The 20,303-nt window shown below is 62.7% G+C and carries 17 protein-coding genes and 1 rRNA gene; 7 read left to right on the forward strand and 11 right to left on the reverse strand.

Going from position 1 to position 20,303, the window contains the following annotated elements; all coding sequences use genetic code 11:
- Window positions 1-93, forward strand: a 5S ribosomal RNA gene (gene rrf, locus BM403_RS22575); the annotation flags it as partial.
- A gap of 303 nt (window positions 94-396) precedes the next feature.
- Entirely contained in the window at window positions 397-2,289 is a 1,893-nt protein-coding gene (mrdA, locus tag BM403_RS22580; RefSeq protein WP_093544922.1) for a penicillin-binding protein 2, read from the forward strand.
- Window position 2,290: 1 nt separating this feature from the next.
- Here the strand turns inward: mrdA and BM403_RS22585 are convergent, their stop codons facing one another.
- Entirely contained in the window at window positions 2,291-2,692 is a 402-nt protein-coding gene (locus BM403_RS22585) for a GFA family protein (RefSeq protein ID WP_093545240.1), read from the reverse strand.
- A gap of 98 nt (window positions 2,693-2,790) precedes the next feature.
- Between BM403_RS22585 and BM403_RS22590 the strand changes: the two genes are divergently transcribed.
- From BM403_RS22590 to BM403_RS22610, 5 genes are all read left to right on the forward strand, one after another.
- Window positions 2,791-3,258 carry an SRPBCC family protein gene (locus tag BM403_RS22590; RefSeq protein ID WP_012723311.1) on the forward strand — a complete coding sequence of 156 codons (468 nt, stop codon included), beginning with the start codon at window positions 2,791-2,793 and terminating at the stop codon, window positions 3,256-3,258.
- A gap of 131 nt (window positions 3,259-3,389) precedes the next feature.
- Window positions 3,390-5,747: a DNA polymerase II gene (locus BM403_RS22595; RefSeq protein WP_012723312.1), complete on the forward strand. Its 2,358-nt coding sequence runs from the start codon at window positions 3,390-3,392 to the stop codon at window positions 5,745-5,747.
- Between the two features lie 69 nt (window positions 5,748-5,816).
- Window positions 5,817-6,395, forward strand: a complete 579-nt coding sequence (locus BM403_RS22600) for a GNAT family N-acetyltransferase (protein ID WP_093544925.1) — start codon at window positions 5,817-5,819, stop codon at window positions 6,393-6,395.
- Between the two features lie 12 nt (window positions 6,396-6,407).
- On the forward strand, window positions 6,408-7,040 hold the full coding sequence (locus tag BM403_RS22605) for a glutathione S-transferase N-terminal domain-containing protein (RefSeq protein WP_012723314.1): 633 nt from the start codon (window positions 6,408-6,410) through the stop codon (window positions 7,038-7,040).
- Window positions 7,041-7,204: 164 nt separating this feature from the next.
- Window positions 7,205-7,780, forward strand: a complete 576-nt coding sequence (locus tag BM403_RS22610; protein WP_093544928.1) for a DUF4174 domain-containing protein — start codon at window positions 7,205-7,207, stop codon at window positions 7,778-7,780.
- Window positions 7,781-7,839: 59 nt separating this feature from the next.
- Here the strand turns inward: BM403_RS22610 and BM403_RS22615 are convergent, their stop codons facing one another.
- Genes BM403_RS22615 through BM403_RS22660 form a run of 10 tightly spaced genes read right to left on the reverse strand, consistent with a single transcriptional unit; the run spans window position 7,840 to window position 20,303 of the window.
- On the reverse strand, window positions 7,840-8,889 hold the full coding sequence (locus BM403_RS22615) for an acyltransferase family protein (RefSeq protein WP_012723316.1): 1,050 nt from the start codon (window positions 8,887-8,889) through the stop codon (window positions 7,840-7,842).
- A gap of 22 nt (window positions 8,890-8,911) precedes the next feature.
- Entirely contained in the window at window positions 8,912-10,321 is a 1,410-nt protein-coding gene (locus BM403_RS22620) for a lipid II flippase MurJ (protein ID WP_093544931.1), read from the reverse strand.
- Complete coding sequence (locus BM403_RS22625) at window positions 10,321-11,748, reverse strand: O-antigen ligase family protein (protein ID WP_093545243.1); 1,428 nt, start codon at window positions 11,746-11,748, stop codon at window positions 10,321-10,323. The genes BM403_RS22620 and BM403_RS22625 overlap by 1 nt, the downstream gene beginning before the upstream one ends.
- 2 nt (window positions 11,749-11,750) lie before the next feature.
- Entirely contained in the window at window positions 11,751-12,854 is a 1,104-nt protein-coding gene (locus BM403_RS22630; protein ID WP_093544934.1) for a glycosyltransferase family 4 protein, read from the reverse strand.
- A complete protein-coding gene (locus BM403_RS22635; protein ID WP_093544937.1) occupies window positions 12,845-14,062 on the reverse strand; it encodes a glycosyltransferase family 4 protein in 1,218 nt (405 codons plus the stop codon). The genes BM403_RS22630 and BM403_RS22635 overlap by 10 nt, the downstream gene beginning before the upstream one ends.
- 8 nt (window positions 14,063-14,070) lie before the next feature.
- Window positions 14,071-15,399, reverse strand: a complete 1,329-nt coding sequence (locus BM403_RS22640) for a GH39 family glycosyl hydrolase (RefSeq protein ID WP_093544940.1) — start codon at window positions 15,397-15,399, stop codon at window positions 14,071-14,073.
- The gene (locus BM403_RS22645; protein ID WP_093544944.1) at window positions 15,389-16,579 is read right to left on the reverse strand and encodes a glycosyltransferase; all 1,191 of its coding nucleotides are present in this window, start codon (window positions 16,577-16,579) and stop codon (window positions 15,389-15,391) included. Before BM403_RS22645 ends, BM403_RS22640 begins: the two co-directional genes overlap by 11 nt.
- A complete protein-coding gene (locus tag BM403_RS22650; RefSeq protein WP_046036743.1) occupies window positions 16,579-18,570 on the reverse strand; it encodes a GumC family protein in 1,992 nt (663 codons plus the stop codon). Before BM403_RS22650 ends, BM403_RS22645 begins: the two co-directional genes overlap by 1 nt.
- 15 nt (window positions 18,571-18,585) lie before the next feature.
- On the reverse strand, window positions 18,586-19,362 hold the full coding sequence (locus BM403_RS22655) for a polysaccharide biosynthesis/export family protein (protein ID WP_093544947.1): 777 nt from the start codon (window positions 19,360-19,362) through the stop codon (window positions 18,586-18,588).
- A 29-nt stretch (window positions 19,363-19,391) separates the two neighbouring features.
- The gene (locus BM403_RS22660; protein WP_012723325.1) at window positions 19,392-20,303 is read right to left on the reverse strand and encodes a glycosyltransferase family 2 protein; all 912 of its coding nucleotides are present in this window, start codon (window positions 20,301-20,303) and stop codon (window positions 19,392-19,394) included.

The following is a 20,303-nucleotide window of genomic DNA, read 5'->3' on the forward strand; positions in this document are numbered from 1 at the left end:
ACCACCTGATCCCATCCCGAACTCAGTAGTGAAACGATGCATCGCCGATGGTAGTGTGGGGTTTCCCCATGTGAGAGTAGGTCATCGTCAAGATTGAATTCCGAAACCCCATTTGCGAAAGCAGATGGGGTTTTGTTTTGGGCGGTCGAAAAACGGGCGTGGCAATTCCACGCTTCCTCTGTTGGCTTCAAGCAAACCGGCATCGTCTGTGAATACGGTATCTTCAAGAGCCCACGCTTACCCGTTACGGCCTACCAAATCATGCTCCAACCTGCCGTTGGGCAAATGGATACAAAGTGTTTCTGCATTTTTGGTATGGTGCAGCACATTTTCACAGGGATTGATCTTTCATCCGCAGGACGCGGCGTCGACCTTCTTCAACGAGATGCTGTAGAAATGCCTGAACCGATAACGATCAAGGATCACGAAAAAGAGAACCGCCTGGTCAACAAGCGCCTGCTCGCCTGCGCGTTGCTCGTGATTGGCATCACCTGTGCGCTGGTGGGGCGCATGTACTTCCTGCAGGTCGTACAGTTCGACTACCACTCCACGATTTCCGAGAACAACCGCGTCCACGTGCTGCCCATCACGCCGACGCGTGGGTTGATCTATGACCGTAATGGCGTCGTACTGGCCGATAACCGTCCCAGCTACAACTTGACCATCACCCGTGAGCGCACCACCGACCTCAAGGGCGAACTGGACGCCATTGTCAACTTGCTGCGTCTGCCCGCCGAAGACCGCGCTGTATTCGACAAGGCGCTGAAACAGGCGCGTCACCCTTTCGTGCCTGTGACATTGTTTTATGAACTCACCGAAGAGCAGATCGCGCTGCTGGCCGTAAACGAATTCCGTCTGCCTGGGGTAGACGTAGAACCGCAATTCGTTCGCCACTACCCCTTGGGCGCTCACTTTGCCCATTCGATCGGTTACGTAGGACGGATCAACGAGAAAGAATCCAAAGCCCTCGACTCGGTGGAGTACCGCGGTACCCAGTCCATCGGCAAGACCGGTATTGAGCGCTTCTACGAGTCCGAGCTGCATGGCCACGTAGGCTATGAGGAAGTCGAGACCAATGCCCAGGGCCGCGTACTTCGCGTGCTCAAGCACACCGACCCGATTCCCGGCAAAAACATCGTCCTGAGCCTCGACGTCCATCTCCAGGAAGCGGCAGAAGAAGCCCTGGGCGATCGCCGAGGTTCGGTGGTTGCCCTCGACCCGCAAACCGGTGAAGTACTGGCGATGGTCAGCAAGCCGAGCTTTGACCCGAACCTGTTCGTTACCGGTATCAGCTTCAAGGAATATGCTGCGCTGCATGACTCCATCGACCGACCGCTGTTCAACCGCGTTCTCAGAGGGCTCTATGCGCCTGGCTCGACCATCAAGCCGGAAGTCGCCATCGCCGGCCTGGACAGTGGCGTCGTCACCGCCCAAACCCGCGTGTTCGATCCCGGTTACTACCAACTGCCGGACTTTGACCACAAATACCGCAACTGGAACCACAGCGGTGACGGCTGGGTAGACATGGACGCGGCGATTATGCGCTCCAACGACACCTATTTTTACGACCTCGCCCACAAGCTCGGCATCGACCGCCTGCACAACTACTTGGCTGAGTTCGGCCTGGGTCAGAAAGTGTCGCTGGATATGTTCGAAGAGTCAGCTGGCCTGATGCCTTCCCAGGCATGGAAGCGTGCCACCCGCCGTCAACCGTGGTTCCCGGGCGAAACGGTGATCCTCGGCATCGGCCAGGGCTATATGCAGGTCACGCCGCTGCAATTGGCCCAAGCCACCGCGTTGATCGCCAACAAGGGGGTGTGGAATCGACCCCACCTGGCCAAGACCATTAATGGCGTGCCGCCGGTGGACGAAAATCCCATGCCCAACGTAGTCCTCAAGAACCCGCACGACTGGGAGCAGGTCAACCACGGCATGCAACTGGTGATGCACGATCCTCGCGGTATTGCCCGTGCCGCCGCACAAGGCGCGCAATACCGCATCGCTGGTAAGAGTGGTACGGCGCAAGTGGTGGCGATCAAACAGGGCGAGCGTTACAACCGTGAAAAGACCCTGGAACGACATCGTGATAACGCGTTGTTTGTCGGCTTCGCGCCAGCTGAACACCCGAAAATCGTGATTTCGGTAATGATCGAAAACGGCGAGGCCGGTGGTCGCGTTGCAGGACCGGTCGTGCGCCAGATCATGGACGCCTGGTTACTCGATCAGGAAGGCCACTTGAAACCGCAATATGCGACCCCGGCCAAAGCGCCAGGAGACCCAAAGGTTTAAATCAAACCGTCCACTCGTCCCAGCGCTCTACGTCCTCATAGACAAGCCAGGGCACATCATGGGCTGTCCAGATGTGCGCGGTGGGCCTGGCGCCCGGATCAACATCCAGCGTCGCCACCCGCACGATGACGTGCGGTTGATGCCCACGCTCCGCCATCAGATGCGAGCCGCAGCGCGAGCAGAAATGCCTGAATTTACCTGGCGACGATTCAAAGGACGCCAACAGCTCCGCGCCCTGGGTCCAGCGAAAGTGCTCACGCATCACACCGGCTGTCGCTACGAATGCCGCCGCATGCACCTTGCGGCAGCTGTTGCAGTGGCAGTGGCTGATGGGCATGTCGAGGCCGTCTACCTGGTAGCGCACGCCTTTGCAGAAGCAACTTCCATTCAATGGGTCAGTCATAACGTATTGCCGGTTCAAGGATGGGGTCATCATCATTGCTTACAACCTAAGGTTGCGCATTATTTGATGTCGCCTACTGTCAATTGAGGAGGTGACTTATGCACGTATTAGATCGCATAGAACGAAAAGTCCTGCTCAACGCGTCACGTAAAAAGGTGTGGGAAGCCCTCACCGATGCCGAGCAATTCGGCAGCTGGTTTGGTATCGCTCTAAAAGGCAAAACCTTCGTTGCTGGGCAAACGCTCGAGGCGCCTATCACTTATCCGGGGTACGAACACGTGATCTGGAAGGCCAAAATCGAACGCATCCTGCCGCAAACGCTGTTCTCTTTCTGGTGGCACCCCTTCGCGGTCGAGAAGGGCGTCGACTACGACCAGGAAACCCCGACACTGGTGGAATTCACCATTGAAGACCGAGCGCCGGGCATTCTGCTGCGAGTGGTCGAATCGGGCTTTGACGCCGTGCCTCAGGCCCGTCGGCAAAAGGCCTTCAAGATGAATTCCCGTGGGTGGGACGAGCAGATGGGCAACATCGAAACCTACCTGAACCAGGCCCGCCAGGCCTAACCCCGATGGGCATCAGGGTTGATGCCCGTTTTTCCTGTCGAAGCCTCGCAACAAATTTACGAGATTAAGATCTGCGCACGCGGATGCCGAGTAGAATCACGCCCTGAAAGCGATTCCTGAGGTGCGGTACGGTGGATTTACAGCAGGGTTTTGTCCTGACCCGGCATTGGCGCGATACGCCGACGGGCACGGAGGTCAGTTTCTGGCTGGCCACCGACCAGGGCCCGAGGTTTATCCGCCTACCCGTGCAGACCTCCGTGATGTTCGTCCCCGAAGCCCATCGCAAGCCGCTGGATTGGTTGCTCAAGGGGGAGCGCGATATCGAATTGCGCCCGTTGCAGCTATGCGATTTCCACCACCGTCCCGTCCTGGGCTTGTATACGCGTCAGCATCGCCAGGCGATGGACGTGGAAAAGCGCCTGCGCGCCGCGGGTGTCGATGTCTACGAAGGCGACGTGCGCCCACCCGAGCGCTACATGATGGAGCGTTTCATCACGGCGCCCGTGTGGTTTGGCGGCACGCCCGATACCAGCGGTGTGCTCTGCGACGCACAGATGAAGCCCGCGCCCGACTACCGCCCGCCGCTGAAACTGGTGTCTCTCGACATCGAGACCACCGCCCAGGGCGATCTCTATTCGATTGCCCTCGAAGGCTGCGGCGAGCGCCAGGTGTACATGCTCGGCCCGCCGAACAAAACTGACGCGGTGGACTTTAAGCTCGACTACTGCGACACCCGCGCCCAATTGCTCGAGCGCCTCAACGAGTGGCTCGCCCAGCATGACCCCGACGCGATCATCGGCTGGAACGTGGTGCAATTCGACCTGCGCGTCCTCCACGAACATGCCCAGCGCCTCAACGTGCCGCTCATGCTCGGGCGTGGCGACGAGCCGATGGCTTGGCGCGAGCACGGCAGCCGCAACCATTACTTCGCCGCGGCCGCGGGGCGGCTGATCATTGATGGTATCGAAGCCCTGCGCTCGGCCACTTGGAGCTTCGAATCCTTCAGCCTGGAAAACGTCGCGCAAACCCTGCTGGGCGAGGGTAAGGACATCTCCACACCGTACCAGCGCATGGATGAGATCAACCGCATGTTCGCCGAGGACAAGCCCGCCCTGGCGCGCTACAACCTCAAGGATTGCGAACTGGTTACGCGGATTTTCGAGAAGACCGAACTGCTCAAATTCCTGCTGGAGCGCGCCAGCGTTACGGGATTGCCGGCCGACCGCAACGGTGGCTCCGTCGCCGCGTTCACCCATTTGTATATGCCGTTGATGCACCGCCAGGGCTTCGTCGCGCCGAACCTGGGTGACAAACCACCCCAGGCCAGCCCCGGCGGCTTTGTCATGGACTCACGCCCCGGTCTCTACGAGTCGGTGCTGGTGCTCGATTACAAAAGCCTCTACCCGTCGATCATCCGCAGCTTCCTGATCGACCCGGTCGGCCTGATCGAAGGCCTCAAGTACCCGGATGACAGCGACTCGGTGGAAGGCTTTCGTGGCGCACGTTTTTCCCGCACCCGGCACTGTTTGCCCGCCATCGTCGCGCGGGTCTCCGAGGGCCGTGAAGTGGCCAAGCGCGAACACAATGCACCGCTGTCCCAAGCCCTGAAAATCATCATGAACGCCTTCTACGGCGTACTCGGTTCCAGCGGGTGCCGTTTCTTCGACACCCGACTGGCCTCGTCGATCACGATGCGCGGCCACCAGATCATGCGTCAGACCCGCGAACTGGTCGAAGCCCAGGGCTACGAGGTGATCTACGGCGACACCGACTCCACGTTCGTCTGGCTCGGCAGCGCGCACTCCCAGGAGGAGGCCAGCCGCATCGGCCGAGGGTTGGTGCAGCACGTCAATGACTGGTGGCGCGAGCACCTGCACACCACGTTCGGCCTGCAAAGCGCCTTGGAATTACAGTACGAAACCCACTTCACGCGCTTCCTCATGCCAACCATCCGTGGTGCGGAGGAGGGCAGCAAAAAGCGCTACGCCGGCCTGGTGGTTCGCAGCGATGGCAGCGAAGACATGGTCTACAAAGGCCTGGAAACCGTACGTAGCGACTGGTCACCGCTGGCCCGCCGGTTCCAGCAGGAACTCTACCAGCGCATCTTCCATCGCCAGCCCCATCAAGACTACATACGCGACTACGTACGCCGCACCTTGAGCGGCGAGTTCGATGAGTTGCTGATCTACCGCAAACGCCTGCGCCGCCGGCTGGATGATTACGAACGCAACGTCCCGCCCCATGTGCGCGCTGCGCGCCTGGCCGATGAGTACAACGACCGCTTGAACCGGCCGCGCCAATACCAGCGGGGTGGCTGGATCAGCTACGTGATCAGCGTTAACGGCCCGGAACCGTTGGAAGTGCGCCAGGCGCCCATCGACTACGACCACTACGTCACCCGGCAATTGCAGCCGGTGGCCGATGCGATCCTGCCGTTCGTGAATGACGATTTCAGCACCCTGGTCGGTGGGCAAATGGGCCTGTTTTAAAACGCTTGCCTCGTTTGTGTGAGTGCCTGCACTCTTGGGTACTGACGACCCAAACACGGCGCCGCTTCCATGACCCAGATCACACTGACCGGCACCACGGTCGAACTCCTGCCCCTGCAAAGGGCACACAAGGCCGCCTTGCTCGAGGCCGCCGCCGATGGCGAACTGTGGAACCTCAAGGTCACCCACGTACCGGGCCCGGACGCCGTCGATCAATACATCGACACCGCCTTGGCGGGCCGCGACGCTGGCACCATGATCCCCTTCACCCTGGTGCGTCGCGATACCGGCCACGTGGTCGGCAGCACGCGGTTCTGGAAGGTCGACCGGGTCAATCGCAAGCTGGAAATCGGCCATACCTGGCTGGCGCTGTCCGCGCAGAAAAGCGGCATCAATACTGAAGCCAAGCTGCTGTTGCTGACCTACGCTTTCGACGTGCTCGACTGCGTGCGCGTGCAATTCACCACAGACGAACTCAACGAAAAATCCCGCGCGGCGATCCTGCGGCTCGGTGCCGTGCAGGAAGGCATCGTGCGCCACGAACGCATCATGCCTGACGGCCGCAAGCGCAACTCGGTGCGCTTCAGCATCATCGATTCGGAATGGCCGCAGGTGAAAGCCAACGTGCAGGCCAAACTGCAACGCTAGGAGGAAAAGCCCATGTACACGCTTTATGGCATCGACGAGTCCGGCTCCTGCATGATCGAAATCGCCCTGCAGCGCTGTGCGGTGCCATGGCGACGGGTAGACGCAGCCTCTTGGGCCGACGGCGAGGGCAGCGACGAACTGGCCCGCATCAACCCGCTCAAACAAGTGCCCACCCTGGTCACCCCCGACGGCCAGGTGCTGTCGGAAAGCGCCGCGATCCTGATCCACCTGGGCCTGGAGTTTCCCGCTTCTAACCTACTGGCGGGCAACCGCGCGCAGATCATTCGCGGCCTGGTGTACATCGCTGCCAATTGCTATTCGGCGATAGGCATCATCGACTACCCGCAACGCTGGCTGGGCGACGTCAACGAAACTGTGCAGGCGCAACTGGTCACCGGCACCCGGCGCTACCTGCACCAGGCCTGGGTGGTGTTCGCCGATCAGTTTGCCGACCAGTTGTTTGCCGCCAACAACGCGCCCAATGCGCTGGGCTTGATGGCGGCTGCAGTGTCGCGCTGGGACGAGGCGCGGGAGGCGTTGAATGGCCTGGCGCCGGGCTTTGCCCAGACACTCGCGCAAGTGGATGCCGACCCCCTCGTAGCGCCCGTATTTGCTCGGCATTGGCCGGAATGGAAGGTCTCATAATGTTTCCGCAATCAGTGGAAACAATGACAGCCACATCCACCAAACCCTTGCGTAGCGGGCGTCCTGACCTACGCTTTCTTAAAGTGGTGTAGGAATCATCCTTGAATTTGACTGTCGCAGACATGAAACTCAAGAACCCTGCATGGAATTTAAAGGAGGTGCGCATGCTCATCCGGTCGCTGACCCTGGCTACCTTGATGGCTTTTACGGGGCCGCTGTTGGCTGCTGATGATATCAACCCGCTCAAGCAGGACTTGGGCAAAGCCCGGCCGCTGGTGGTGGTGGAGCTTGATTCCGGCAACGACACCTTGGCGACCCTCAAGAAACAGTTGGACGAGCCTGCGACCAAGCAGTCCTTTGAAGAACGCAGCATGGTGTTCTACACCGTGAAGTTCGGCAGCATCGGTGCCGAAGGCGAGAAGTTCGCCAAGGACCCCAAGGACAACAAAAAGCTCACGCCGCCAGAAACCAACGCGCTGATACGCGCCCTCAAGCTGGGTGCGGGCAGCGGCACCAAGGTGATCCTGGTGGGCAAGGACGGCGAGAAGAAACTCGAGAAGACCGTGCCACCGGATACCCTCGACCTGAAGGAATTTTTCAGCGCTATCGACCAGATGCCGATGGCTGAAAAAGAGGCCGCCGCCGCCCCGGAACCTGAACCTGCAGCACCGCCGCCAGCCAAGGGCGCCAAGCCTGCCAAGCACGGCAGCAAGCCAGCCCCTCAGCCCCTCGACGACTGAAATACAAATCTCCAGGTGGGAGCTGCGGCGCCGCTCCCACAGTTGGATCTGCTGCGTCCTTAAGTCGGTGCCTTTTCCCCAACCGCCTTACGCACCGGAAACGGAAAGTAGAAAAACCGCAGGAACGCCACCCGCTTGATCACTTCCCCGATCAACAACGGCACCACCACCGCCACCACAAAACCGATGCAGGCCGCGATAAGCGCGGGCAGCCCCAGACGCTCCATCAGGTCGAAGGTCTTGTGTTGGATTTCGCCGTGGAAGATCAGCAGGATCAGCGTCGACTGGCCGATGTAGGTCATCCCGCGCGTGATCAGCGCCGACACCATCAGCACCCGCGCCAGCGCCCAGCACGCGTACACCCCAATCACCGCCATCAGGCTGGTCCACAGCCAGTGATCGTAGCGACGCTGCGCCAGGTCCATGGTGTCACCTCGGTAGAGGAACACGGCGGCAAACAGCACGACCGACACCAACAGGGTCAGCAGTGAACCCGCATGGGTGCGCAGCCAGTCCCGCAGCAGATAGCCGTAGATGAAACAGGTGCTGCTGATCAGGGTGATATCCAGGCTGAACGGTAGGCCCGGCAGTACCCAAGTGCTGCCGCCCAGGGTCACCGGCCGTTGCCAGAACCACGGCAGCGTCCAGATGCCGATCAGCAAGGGCACCAGCATTACCAGGCAACGCACGGCCAGCGGCAGGCGCTGGATCAGTCGGAGCACGACCCAACTGAACAGGATCGCCACCCAGAAGTGTGGCAAAAACCACAGCGCCTGCCACGGGATGGTGTCCACCGAGGCATACAGCACGCCGCCAATATCCGGCAGCAGCGGCTGGCCACGCAGGATACTGCGCACGATCACATAGGTGAGCATGGTGAAGAAAAACGGCTTGAGCAGGCCGTCAGCCTTGCGCACGGCCATCTCTACAAAGGGTTGTTCAGGCTTGAAGAACACCCCGGACAAAAAGAAGAACAACGGCAAAATGAACGACGCCAGTATCGGATACAGCACGTCCGGCGAGGTGGCGACGAACCAGCTGTGTGCATACACGATCACCAGGATGCCGATGCCTTTGGCGATATCCATTTGAATCCAGCGATGTTTCATCTGAGTCGTCCCGATCGATCGTTCATGCCTTGCGCCACGGCTTCAGCCACAGCCCCATCCCGAGCAACACCACGGCGCCGGCCAGGGTGCTCAGCCCCAATTGCAGCCACACGCCCTCAATCCGAAACAGTGCCAACGCCGCCGCGCCCATCAGCACGCCACTGAGCAACCATTGCCGCGCCCAGGGCAGGGCACCCAGCAAGCCCTGGCGTTGCATCAACAGCAACGCGGTGCAGAGCACTCCCGCCAGGGCCGCCAACGGAATGCCCGCCAGCCCGAATACAAACGGCAGTACCCCCAGCAACAGCACATTGACCAGGCTGCCGAGCAGCTCGCAGCGCAGTGGTTGGCGCGTGTCACCGGCGGCGTAGGCATAACGTGCGAGCAGGGCGTTCCAGGCGCCGAATACCAGCGGCACGGCAAACCAGGCCAGCAGCAGCGGCAACGGTGAGTCCAGCGATTGCGCGGGCAGCAGCAACGCCACCAGGCTCGGGGCCGCCGCCACCAGGCCGACGCCGGCGGGCAGGGTCAGCACGCTGGCGGTCTCCAGGCCACGCTTGAGCAGGGCCAGGCGCTCATCGCCCTGGCGGCGGCTCATCATGCCCAGCAGCACCTGGTTGAGGCTCATCAGCGCAATCAGCGGCAGGTTCATCAACTTGCGCGCCAGGTTGACCCAGGTCACCGCGCCTTCGCCCAGTAACGACGCCACCAGCCGTTCGATCAACGCCAATCCCTGGCTGGCACCATTGCTCAATAACAAGGGACCGATGCGTTGGCCCAATTCCCGCAGCGGCGCCAACGACAGCTGCCCATGCCACGGCCGCCAGCCCTGGCGCCACATCGATGGCAACAGCGCCAACGGCATCAACAGGCTGCCCGCCAGACAGGCCAGCGCCAGCGAATGCGGTTGGGTGGCGGTGCCGGCCAGTGCGAGGTAGGTCACCGGCGGCAGGTTGAACAACAACGAGCCCAAGCCTGCCAGCACAAAACGTTCGCTGGCCTGCAAAGGAATGCTGAACAGCGCATGCAGCATCAGCCCCGGCACGCACCAGGCGACAATCTGCAAGTTATTGCTGGCGAGCGCCGTGGCACTGGCCGCCAAGCCCGGCCCGAGCAATTGCACCAGCCACGGCGCCAACAGTGTCAGCAGCAGGCTGGTGACCAGCGCGATCAGCAGCAACGCCGGGAACAACACCGCCAACCAGCCTAGTCGCTCGTCGTCCTTGCGCGCCAGGTACAGCGGTAGCGCAGCGGCGCTCAGCACGCCGCCGGCCAACGACATGCGCAGCGCCTCCGGTAAAAACAGGGCGATCAGGAACGCATCGCTGCGCTCTCCTGCGCCCCAGGCCGCCACCAGCAGCCATTCACGGGCAAAGCCCAGGCACAGGCCGAGCAGCGTCGCCAGCGTCAGCCAGACGGCGGAGCCCAGCATCAGGGCTGCGCGCCATCAAGCACGGATTCGCGAACGGCCACGCTTTTCACCTGCGGCAGGCGCGCCGGAAACAGTCGCCGCGCCTCCAGCACATTGATCCCGACCATCAGCCAGAACAGCGCAACCATCACCACCGCAAAGCTGAAGTAATGGTCGAACAGACCGCTGACCAGCGCCGAGAGAATCCCGGCGGTGGTGCCCAGCCACAGTGCATTGTCCTTGGTCAGGCGGATCGGGCCGCTGTCCGGGCGCGCTTCACGCCACCAGCGTACCGTCACCGCCACAAAGAACAGCATGCCGACGATGCCGGTCTTGTAGATGAAGTTCAGCCACAGGTTGGAGATGCCCAACAAGTCGGTGCCCGGCACCGGCGGGTCGACCTTGAAACCGATGCCGAACGGATACGCCAACACCGCCTGCGGGAACATGCGGTATTCGTCGAAACGCACTTCGGTACTGGCGTTGCTCGAAGAAAAAATCGTCGCCAGGCGTTCCTGCAACGGCGGATACGCGATCACCAGCGCCACCGTCAGCGCCGCGCCGATCATCAGCAAACGCCCGGTGTACGGCACCCGGCGCGTGGCCATCCACAGCAGCACCAGCGCCAGGCTGACCATCGCGCCACGGCTACTGGCCAGCAGCAACGCCGCCGCACCGAGGCAGGCCACGCTCAGCCCCAATGCGCGTTTCCAGCCTTGCTCGGTCATGCCGAAGCAAAAGGCCAGGGGCAGCAGCAACGCCATGATCCCGCCGATGGCATTCGGGTGCATCCACGGTGAGCCCATGCGCGAAGACATGGCCTCCAGGCCGAATTTCAGCATGTCGAAGTTGCCGTAATTGAACAGCGCCAGGATCGGCGCAATACCGGCCCCGGAGCGCGTGCGCACGAACACCGCGATCGACAGCACCAGCATCGCCAGGCTGCCCAGCAGCAAGGCGATCACCAGGGATTCGCGGTGCTTGTGGTCCACCAGCAATTTGGCGCAGAGGAACACCGACGACAGGCTCAGCAGCCAGCGCAACCAATTGGCCACGCCGCTGGTGTCGGCGTGAATGGTGATCTGGCCGACGATAAACGGGAACACGCTGAACAGCATCAGCCACAACAGCATCTGGTCGGTGGGGCGGCGGGTGAGGCTCGGTGGGTCAGGCAGGCGTGTCAGCAAGTTGTGCCACAGCACCGCGCCCCAGGTCAGTGCCAGGATGGCTTCGCTGACGGTGCTGCGAATGCCCAGGTTAACGGTGGAGTACGGCATGAACGTGGCGACCAGGGCAAACAACAACAGGCCCCAGAACGGAAAGCGCAGGATGGTCACTGCCCCGGCCAGGCCGATCACGGCGAGGAACGCCTTGGCCGGTGACAGCAGCAGGGCGAGGGCGCCAAACAGCAGCCCAAAGAGGATCGCGACGAGACTGGGCAGGTTCACGTTCACGTCAGCTCCTTGATCAGTTCGGCCAGGCGCCGTTGATAAGCGTGATGGTTGAAGCGTTCCGCCCATTGCCGGCGTTGCTCGGGCGATGCTTCATCGGCCTGTTCGCTCAGGCTGACCATCAACTGCGTCAACGCCGGGCCATCGGTGGGCGAAAAGCGCGGTGCCGACGGTGGCGTGATCTCATCCAGCGACGTGCCGCTGGCCACCGCCACCGGGGTGCCGACGCTCAGGGCTTCGATCACCGGCAGGCCAAAGCCTTCGGCGTACGACGGTTGCCACAGGCGCGAGGCCCGGCGGTACAGCGCGTGCAGTTCGGCATCCGACACGCCACTCAGCGCGCGAATGCCCGGCAGTGCGCGCTGCGCTTCAGGCAGATGGTCGAGGCTGCCCACCAGCACCAACTCCGGAACGGCGGGGGACTGACGCCGCGCCTGTTGCCAGGCCTCCACCAGGAACGGCACGTTCTTGCGCAGCTCGCGGGTGCCCACCAGCAACCAATAGCGCTCGGGCAATTGCCGTGCGCTGAGGTCCGCTGCCAGTGCGGAAAAACCATCGACCTGGTTGGGCAGCACGCGAATCTTGCCGGCTGCCTTGGGGAACAACCGCGCGGTTTCATCGGCGCTGTACTGCGACGGCGTCCACACACGGTCGGCGCTGTGCACCGCGTAGGCAATCGACAGGCGATCGCTGGTCTTGTAGATCAGCGCCTTCAAACGGTTGGCGTGGTAGTTGTTCAGGGTGATCTGGAACAGGTCGTGCAACAGCACCACGGTGCGCAGCCCCTTCGGCTTGGGCGGCAAGGGCAGGCCCATGTTGAAGGTGCTGATGTACAGATCGATACGCTGCTCACGCAAGGCGCGCGGTAGAAAACCGGCCTCGAAACGCAGGCGATTCTGCGGCTGGTGCATGGCGGTCTTGGCACAGCCCCAGGCCGGGCAGTGGGCCTGCAAGCGGGTTTCATCGCCCAGGGGCGCCACGGTAAACCGCTCAAGCTCAATGCCCGGCAGGCTGTGCAGGGCGCTTTCCAGCGCGTACACCTGGCGGCTGATGCCCGATTGCGGCGAGGTGCCGACGGTGCGGTAATCCAGGCCTACACGCATGCGGGCTCCTTTTGATTCTGCGGTGAAAGGGCGGCGTACACCGTTTCCAGTTGGCTGGCGGCGACGCTCCAGTCATGGGCGCGACGCACATAGGCGCGGCCGGCTTCGCCCATGGGCGCGGCGGCGTCGGGAAATTGCAGCAGGCGCACCACGGCATCCGCCAGCTTGGCGGCGGTTTGGCCTCCGAGGTAGTCCAGGCCTTCCACCAGGTCCAGCCCCGATACACCTTGCTCGGTACTCGCCAGCGGCAAGCCGGCCGCCAGCGCTTCGAGCACCTTGAGCTTGGAACCGCCGCCATGGCGCAACGGCGCCAGAAACACCGAGGAACTCGATTGCAGGCTCAGCAGGTTGGGCACAAACCCCTGCCACTCAATGCGCGGGTCCTGCCAGCGTTCCCGCCAGGTGTCGGGCATGCCGAAGCCGCACACGCTCATGCGCGCGTCCGGGCAACGCTCCCAGACCTTGGGCAGGATCTCGTCCAGGGCCCACTCGATGGCGTCCACGTTGGGGGCGTATTCATAATTGCCGAGGAACAGCACGCGGCGTGCCGACGGGTCAGGGCGGGCGGCAGCGAAGTGGTCGCAGTCCACGCCATTGACGACCACCGACACCGGTTTGCCGGCGATCTTTGCCAGGGTCTGTGCATCGCTGTCGGTCACTGCGACCACCTGCGTGGCCTGGCGCATCACGCGACGTTCCCAGCGGGTGTAGCGCCATTGATCGTAGCGAATGAATGGCAGCGACCAACCCGGCAAGCGGTCGTAGGTGGCGGCGCCAAGGGCTGATTCAACGTTGTGTTCCGTCAGCACAAAGGGTTGGGATTTACGCGCCAGCGCCGCTTCGTACGGCTGGAAGCTGTAGCTGTGCTCGATCTGCACCACGTCCCAGCGCTCACCCAGCAACCAATTGAAAGTGTCCTGCAATTCACCCGACAGCCCATTCACGCTGGCCAGCAGCGGGTAGGGCGCGAACAGCCCGGCCAGCAGCGTTGTGGCGCTGCGCAGCGGGCGGCGCGGCAGGATGATCAGTTGTTCGAGAAACGCTTCCAGCACCTTGCGGTCGGTGAGTGACACCGGGTGTTTGTCCTGCAGCAGCAGGGTGATCTGGTGCCCACGTGCGGCCAGGCTGCGCAGCAGATGGAACTGGCGCGTCTTGCCGCCGCTGGTGGCGGGCCAGGGTGAGTAGGGCAAAATCCACAGAATGCGCATGGCAGGCCTCACTCCCATAACAGAATTTGCAGGTTCGACTTGACCGGTACGGTCAGGCCATTGGTACCGCTCACCGGCGTTTGTGTGCCGCGCAGCGGGTCGTACAGGGTGGCGCTGGCCAGGCCCGGCAAGTGCGCGCTGCCACCCTGGGCTGACCAGAAAAACCACAGCTTGCGGCCGTCGGCGCGGGTCCAGCCGATGCTGAACAGGCCGTCCGGCAGCTGGTCGGCGACCGGCGGATCGCCCGGCGTGAGCTTCGGTCCGCTGACGTCGAGGAAATTCTTCAATGCGGTGTAGACGGGCTTGGGGTTAGTGTCGATATCCAACAAGCCATAGGACTGATCACGGATGCTGGCGCGCTGGTCCAGGTCGCTCAAGGTGAACAGGAAGATCTTGTCGTAATCCATCGCACTCATCAGCGCCAGGCGGCGAACCACGTAGTCGGCCTGTGCCTGGGGCGTGATGATGTCCTGGGCGTCTTTGGGCCCCTTGTAGGTTGACCAGCCCCACTCGGTGCTCCACAGGGTATTCACGCCGCCGTTGCGCAGGGCCTGGTTGAGCTGGGTGGTCTTGGCGATGAAGTCCAGGTTGGCCGGGTCGTTGCCTTCGGGCAATTGGGTGTAGGGGTGATAGGACACCACCGTATTCAGGCTGGCCACGCCCAGCGCGCCCAACGCGTCGAACATGGTCTGGCCATTGGGCATTTCGCTGAAGAATGCCATGCCGGCGGCCACCACGGGTTTGTTCGGGTTTACCACCCGCAACGCTTGGGTGGTGGCGGTGAGCAGTTTGGCGTAACCCGCCGGGTCTGCCGCCGGGCGCCAGAAGCCCAGCAGGTTCGGTTCGTTCCAGACTTGCCAGGCATCGACGCTGGGGTAGCGCTGGGACAGCAACGCCATGCGGTTGGCGAACACGTTGGGGTCTTTCGGTGGGTACTGGTCCGGGTACATCGACAGCGGCGGGGCACTGGTGATAAAACGCGCCGAACCGACCAGGTAAAACACCGACTTGATCTGGTTCTGTTGCAGCTTGCCTACCAGTTCATCGAGGGTGGCGAGCTTGTATTGATTCTGCGCAGTCTCCAGCTGATCCCAGTGCAAATCCAGGCGTACCCACTCCAGGCCCAGGGCCTTGAGACGGTCGATCTGCTTCTGGTAGCGCTCGGGGCTGAACCACAAGAACTGCGCGTTCACCCCCAGGAAATCCTTCCACACCACCTCCTTGCTGCCCTTGAGCACATGGCTTTCGGCGTCCGCCTGGCGACCCCACAAAAATGCGCTGAGGCCCAGGGCCGCGACCACCGCGAAGGTGGCAAGGTAGGTGCGTTTACGTGCCATAGGTCGACCCTGCAATGGCCTCTTCGAAGAGCTGCTTGAATTTCTGCGCCGTCAACGGCCAAAGACGTTCGCGGCCAATCTCCCCGGCGCGTTCGGCCCAGTCCCTGGCCAATAGCGGCGTGCGTGCCAGGCGTAACAGTTGTTCGCTGAGCGCGGCCACATCACCTTCGGGGTAGATCGCACCGTTGCCGCTGGCGACCTCCTCGGCGAACGCGCGCGCATCGGAGGTGATCGCGCCGCGCCCGCAGGCGGTGGCCCAGGACAACGCGCCGCTGGTGCCGCGCTGGCGCCCCAGCAGGCCGAGTTTTTTCGATTCGCGATACGGCAGCACCATCACATGGTGCGCCTGGATGGTCTGGGCAATTTCATCGGCGGGCAGGTTCAGCCGCCAGTCGATGCAACCGGTCAGGCCCAGCGCGGCGATCTGCGCGGTCAACTGCTCCAGGTAGTTACCGCCCGCGCCAAACGCCATTTCCGCGGCGGTGCCACCGGCCAGGGTCAGGCGCACGCGGTCGCGCAATTCGGGGGCTTGCTTGAACACATCCGCCAGGGCCTGCACCAGGTCTTCGATGCCTTTGCCACGGTAGATAAACCCAAAGTACAGCAGGTGCAGCGTGTCGAGCGACGGCAACGGGGCCGGTGGAACGGCGAGGTTGGCGTGGTTGATCACCGCCACTTTGCCGGCAGGCAGTTGCATGCGCTGGATCAGGCAGTCGGCGCCCAGGCGGGTGAGGGTCACCAGCCGGGTCAGCCCCTTGGCAACCTGGCGTTCTTCGCGCACGGTCAGCGGGTCGGCCAGCACCACGGCGGCCTGGGGCAATGGGCTGGGCAGGCGCTCCAGCAGGTTCAGCGGAAACGGCAGGTGCTCACGCCGCCACACCATGCGCTCCGGATCATGCACGGTGGCCGTCAATGGCAATCGGGGGTACGCCTTGCGCAGTTCACGCAAGGCCAGGAATTCCCCCAGCCGCCCACCGCCCAGCTCGGCGTGTACCAGGTCGACGGCTTGCCAGTCGAACGCGCGGATGGCTGGCTGGATCGCCTCGGAGTTGCCCGCGACACCGGCCAACGGCGTCAGCACCGTCACACCAAGGTGTTCCAAGGCCGTGCGGAAATGGTTCGCGTAGTCGGCGATCCCGTTTTTCTCCGGCGGCAAGGGTGCGAGCAGGGCGATCCGCATCAGAACGCCCCCCGGTATTTACCGATGGTCTGCAGCACCTTGCTCGGCACTTCGAACTTGCGCCGGTTGATGATGATGCCGTCCACCTTGCCGAACGCGGTGTTGAGGATCGACAGCGCATGCTCGACCACCGGCACGGTACTTTTGCGCGCCTCCACCACCAGCCCGATCAGGTCGGCGCGGCGCAGCGCGATAAACGCTTCGCGGTTGTCCAGCAGGGCCGAGGCGTCCAGCAGCACCACTTCACCCGGTGCAGCCGGCTCCAACCCGCCCACGCGCACATTGACGCCATTCTCACGCAGCAGTTGGCGCAGTTGCTCGACCACAAACGTCACCCCTTCGCCGTGGCGTGCCGACGTCAGCCCCAGCACCAGGCCCTCTTCGGCGATGCGGTCGGGCTGCAGCAAACTGTACAGCCGGTAGATGCTCGCATTGAACGCGTTGGCGCTTTGCGCGGTGGTGGTGTCCAGCTCCGGCAGGGTGGTCCACAGCGGCAGGCCGAACTTGCGTTCCACCAGGCCACCGTCGTGAATGCGCTGGTCGAGCAGGTAGCACAGGTAGATCACCAGCAAGCCGACGACGATGGCAAACGGGATCGCCAGGAACAGCATCACCAGGGTTTTCGGGAAAATCCGGCCCGGGTTCAGGGTGGCTTCTTCGATCACGGCGATGTTGCTGATCTGGCTGTTGTCCAGCTCGCGGTCGATGCGCGATTTTTCCAGGTTGTCCACGTACAGCGCGTAGTTGCGCTCGGTGGTGTTCAGCTCGCGGGAGAGGCGCGCCAGTTCGGGTTCGATTTCCAGGGCTTGCTTGCGTTGTTCTTCGAGGTTCAACAGTTGTTTTTGCTGTTGGACCAACTGGGTACGCAGCGCCTGGTTGTTGCTGGTTTCGTCCAGCAGCACGCGCTGCAGGTGGATTTCCAGGGTGTTCGGCGCGCGGTTCTCCGAGGCTTGCACCGTGTTGCTCTCATTGGCGACCTGAACCTGCATCGCACGGATCGAGGCATCGAGGGCTTTGACCGGCGGCGCGTTGTCGGTGTAGGTGCGCATCATGTCGGCCTTTTCCAGCAGCTTCTGGTTAAGCAGGCGACGCAAATCCTGCTGCTGCGGGTTCAGTGCGATCTGGCGCACCGTGGTGACTTCCTTGGGCTGGCCCTTGAGCTGGCTGCGCGTGCTCTGGATGGCGCTGTCGGACGAAGCGATCAGTCGCGTGGTGTTGAAGGTCTCGCCGCGCAGCACGTTGATGCGCTCGGACAGGTCTTCCAAACGGTCGGTGATGCTGGCGGCGCCGATCTCATTCAGGTGGATGAGGATCTGCTGCTTGTAGCTCTTGATCTCAGTGGCGCTGTTGGCCGCCTGGCCTTCGTAGAAGGCGTACAGGCTCTTGCGGCCCAGGGCCTGGGTGCGTTCGTTGATGTAGGTTTCGACCCAATCCTTGACCACCGCCTGGGCGATCTCCGGGTCGCCCCACTTGAAGCTGATGTCCATCACCGTGGAACCGGCGGCGTGGCTCACCTCAAAGTTCTTTTCCAGGCCGGCGGCCAGGCGTTCCACCGGGGTGGTTTTCTCAACCACACCGACGGTTTCCAGCACCACGCGGATGCCGTCGAACACCGCCCCCACGCCGCTCTTGACGTAGTATTTGGTGCGCTTCCAGAAGCCTTCCGGCGGCGGCGCGTTGTCGATCACTTCCAGGTAATGTTCAGCCACGGCGCGCACGATGGGGCGACCGGTGAGCAAACGCTCCTCGTCGACAATCGGGTCACGCTGGGTGCTGGGCATCACCAGCGCCTGGCGGTTGCTGATCTCGATCGGCAGGGTCGAATCACGCCCTGGTTTCACCAACAGCCGCGCAGTGGATTCGTACTTGGCCGGCAGCAGGAACGCCCCCAGCAGGATGATCACCAGCGCGGCAATCGCCGCCAGTTTGAACTCGTGCCGGAAGATGAAGAACAAGCGCAGAAGATCACGAAAAGAACGGATCTCGATCATTGGGATGTCGCTCCTTTAGTTGTTGCCGCCGCTGGTTCGGGTGTAGTTGTAGCCAACCCCAATGGACTTGGTGAACGGGATCAGTTGGTTCATGTAGGTGTCCACCCCTTGGATCCGCTCGCCCACGTTCGACTTGGGCACGAACACCACATCGCCACGTTGCAGGTGCACGGGTTTGCGGCCATTGGGGCCGGTGTTAAGCAGTTGGCTGAAGTCCAGGAAATACGCGCGATACGCGCCCTGGGCGTCTTCGCGCAGCAGTGCGACCATGCTGGCATTGCCTGCCGGGCTGACCCCGCCGGCACCGATAATCGCCTGCTCCAGGGTATTGGCCGTGGCGATTTGCACCGCCGTCGGGTTGTTCACCGCGCCGCCGACAATGATTGAACTGGCGGGCGCCTGGTTGATGTTCACCGTCACGCGTGGCTCGCGGTACACCGGGGCGAGCTTGCTGGTCAGCTCCGTGGCCAGCTCCGAAGGCTGGCGCCCGGCGACCTGGATCGGCCCCAGGAACGGGTAGTTGATCTTGCCGTCGGTCTGCACGGTGTACAGCGTCAGCTCGTAGATGGTGCTGACGTTGAACGCTGACAGCGTCGGCATCTCGCCGGCATCGCGCACGATGCGCAACTGGTCGCCGATGCGGATGCGCTCCACCGCCGGTGGCAGCTGGGCAAGCTGGTCGAGGGCGCGCTTGCCGGCCTCGACGGTGTCGCTGTCCGGCGAGACGATGCGCGCCGGTGTATTGCAGGCGGCCAGGGCCATCATGGCCACGACGAGCAGGGTTTGTTTCATCAAGGGGGACTTCCTGTAGGTCATGATGCTCACCTCCAATAACCGGGAAACATGCTGATGCGCCGCTTGAGGGCGAGGGGGAGGCGACGCTCCAGATGGCCCAGCCGATAGCCGAGCAGTTTGAACGCACTGCGCACCAGCACTTCGGGGACGCGGTGCAAGGCGCCGGCCTTGCGCAAGGCTGCGAGTTCGGCCAGCACATAGCGCTTGCCTTCGCCCCCCGCATCGCCAAAGGCCTGCTTGATCCACGGCTCGCGGCCATAGAACACACCAATGTCGAAGTAGCGGTGAAACTCATCCATGAGCTTGTAATCGTGGGAGTGATGCACCAGCGCCGTGGCGGCGTAGCGCACCTTGTAGCCGTCGAGCAGCATGCGCGCCGCCACGAAAGCGTCTTCGCTGCCGATCACGTCGGCCGGGAACCCGCCCACCGCTTGCAGCACGCTGCGCCGGTACACGGAAAACGAGTCGGAACTGAAGCAGGTCTTGATCCCCAGTTCCGGCGCATCGGCCAGGCTTTTGCTGCGGCTCTGTTCCGGGTAGTTGAAGTGCCGCGATTGCGCGCCCAACACGCCCGCATCGGGGTGGGGCAACTGGCGCCCGTAGGCCACGCCGTTGAGCGGGTCCTGCTGCAACTCCGCGAGCAGGTTGGCGAAGGTTTCCGGGGTGGCGGGAATCGCGTCCTGGGTCATCACGATCAACGCGTCGCCGCTCACCTGTTCGCTGGCCCAGCGCCGGGTGCCGCCGTGGTTGAAGTCGCGCGCGTCGATCACCTCGACCCGTGCACCAAACGCGCGAAAGCGCGCCACGGTGTCATCGCTGGAGGCGCTGTCCACCACGAGCGTTTCGTCAGGTTGCAGGGTTTGCATCTTCAGCGCCGGCAGCAAGCGGGCCAGGTGGCTGGAGGCGTTACGGGTCGGGATGATCAATGAAGTGCGCAT

Origin of the sequence: Pseudomonas sp. OV546 (assembly GCF_900116845.1) — a bacterium.
Lineage (GTDB): Bacteria > Pseudomonadota > Gammaproteobacteria > Pseudomonadales > Pseudomonadaceae > Aquipseudomonas > Aquipseudomonas petroselini.

What these genes read in the sequence shown, in the direction of transcription:
- mrdA (WP_093544922.1), top strand. Translation starts at nt 397, where the DNA reads ATGCCTGAACCGATAACGATCAAGGATCACGAAAAAGAGAACCGCCTG.
- BM403_RS22585 (WP_093545240.1), bottom strand. Translation starts at nt 2,692, where the DNA reads ATGACTGACCCATTGAATGGAAGTTGCTTCTGCAAAGGCGTGCGCTAC.
- BM403_RS22590 (WP_012723311.1), top strand. Translation starts at nt 2,791, where the DNA reads ATGCACGTATTAGATCGCATAGAACGAAAAGTCCTGCTCAACGCGTCA.
- BM403_RS22600 (WP_093544925.1), top strand. Translation starts at nt 5,817, where the DNA reads ATGACCCAGATCACACTGACCGGCACCACGGTCGAACTCCTGCCCCTG.
- BM403_RS22605 (WP_012723314.1), top strand. Translation starts at nt 6,408, where the DNA reads ATGTACACGCTTTATGGCATCGACGAGTCCGGCTCCTGCATGATCGAA.
- BM403_RS22610 (WP_093544928.1), top strand. Translation starts at nt 7,205, where the DNA reads ATGCTCATCCGGTCGCTGACCCTGGCTACCTTGATGGCTTTTACGGGG.
- BM403_RS22615 (WP_012723316.1), bottom strand. Translation starts at nt 8,889, where the DNA reads ATGAAACATCGCTGGATTCAAATGGATATCGCCAAAGGCATCGGCATC.
- BM403_RS22620 (WP_093544931.1), bottom strand. Translation starts at nt 10,321, where the DNA reads ATGCTGGGCTCCGCCGTCTGGCTGACGCTGGCGACGCTGCTCGGCCTG.
- BM403_RS22630 (WP_093544934.1), bottom strand. Translation starts at nt 12,854, where the DNA reads ATGCGTGTAGGCCTGGATTACCGCACCGTCGGCACCTCGCCGCAATCG.
- BM403_RS22635 (WP_093544937.1), bottom strand. Translation starts at nt 14,062, where the DNA reads ATGCGCATTCTGTGGATTTTGCCCTACTCACCCTGGCCCGCCACCAGC.
- BM403_RS22640 (WP_093544940.1), bottom strand. Translation starts at nt 15,399, where the DNA reads ATGGCACGTAAACGCACCTACCTTGCCACCTTCGCGGTGGTCGCGGCC.
- BM403_RS22645 (WP_093544944.1), bottom strand. Translation starts at nt 16,579, where the DNA reads ATGCGGATCGCCCTGCTCGCACCCTTGCCGCCGGAGAAAAACGGGATC.
- BM403_RS22650 (WP_046036743.1), bottom strand. Translation starts at nt 18,570, where the DNA reads ATGATCGAGATCCGTTCTTTTCGTGATCTTCTGCGCTTGTTCTTCATC.
- BM403_RS22655 (WP_093544947.1), bottom strand. Translation starts at nt 19,362, where the DNA reads ATGAAACAAACCCTGCTCGTCGTGGCCATGATGGCCCTGGCCGCCTGC.
- BM403_RS22660 (WP_012723325.1), bottom strand. Translation starts at nt 20,303, where the DNA reads ATGCGCACTTCATTGATCATCCCGACCCGTAACGCCTCCAGCCACCTG.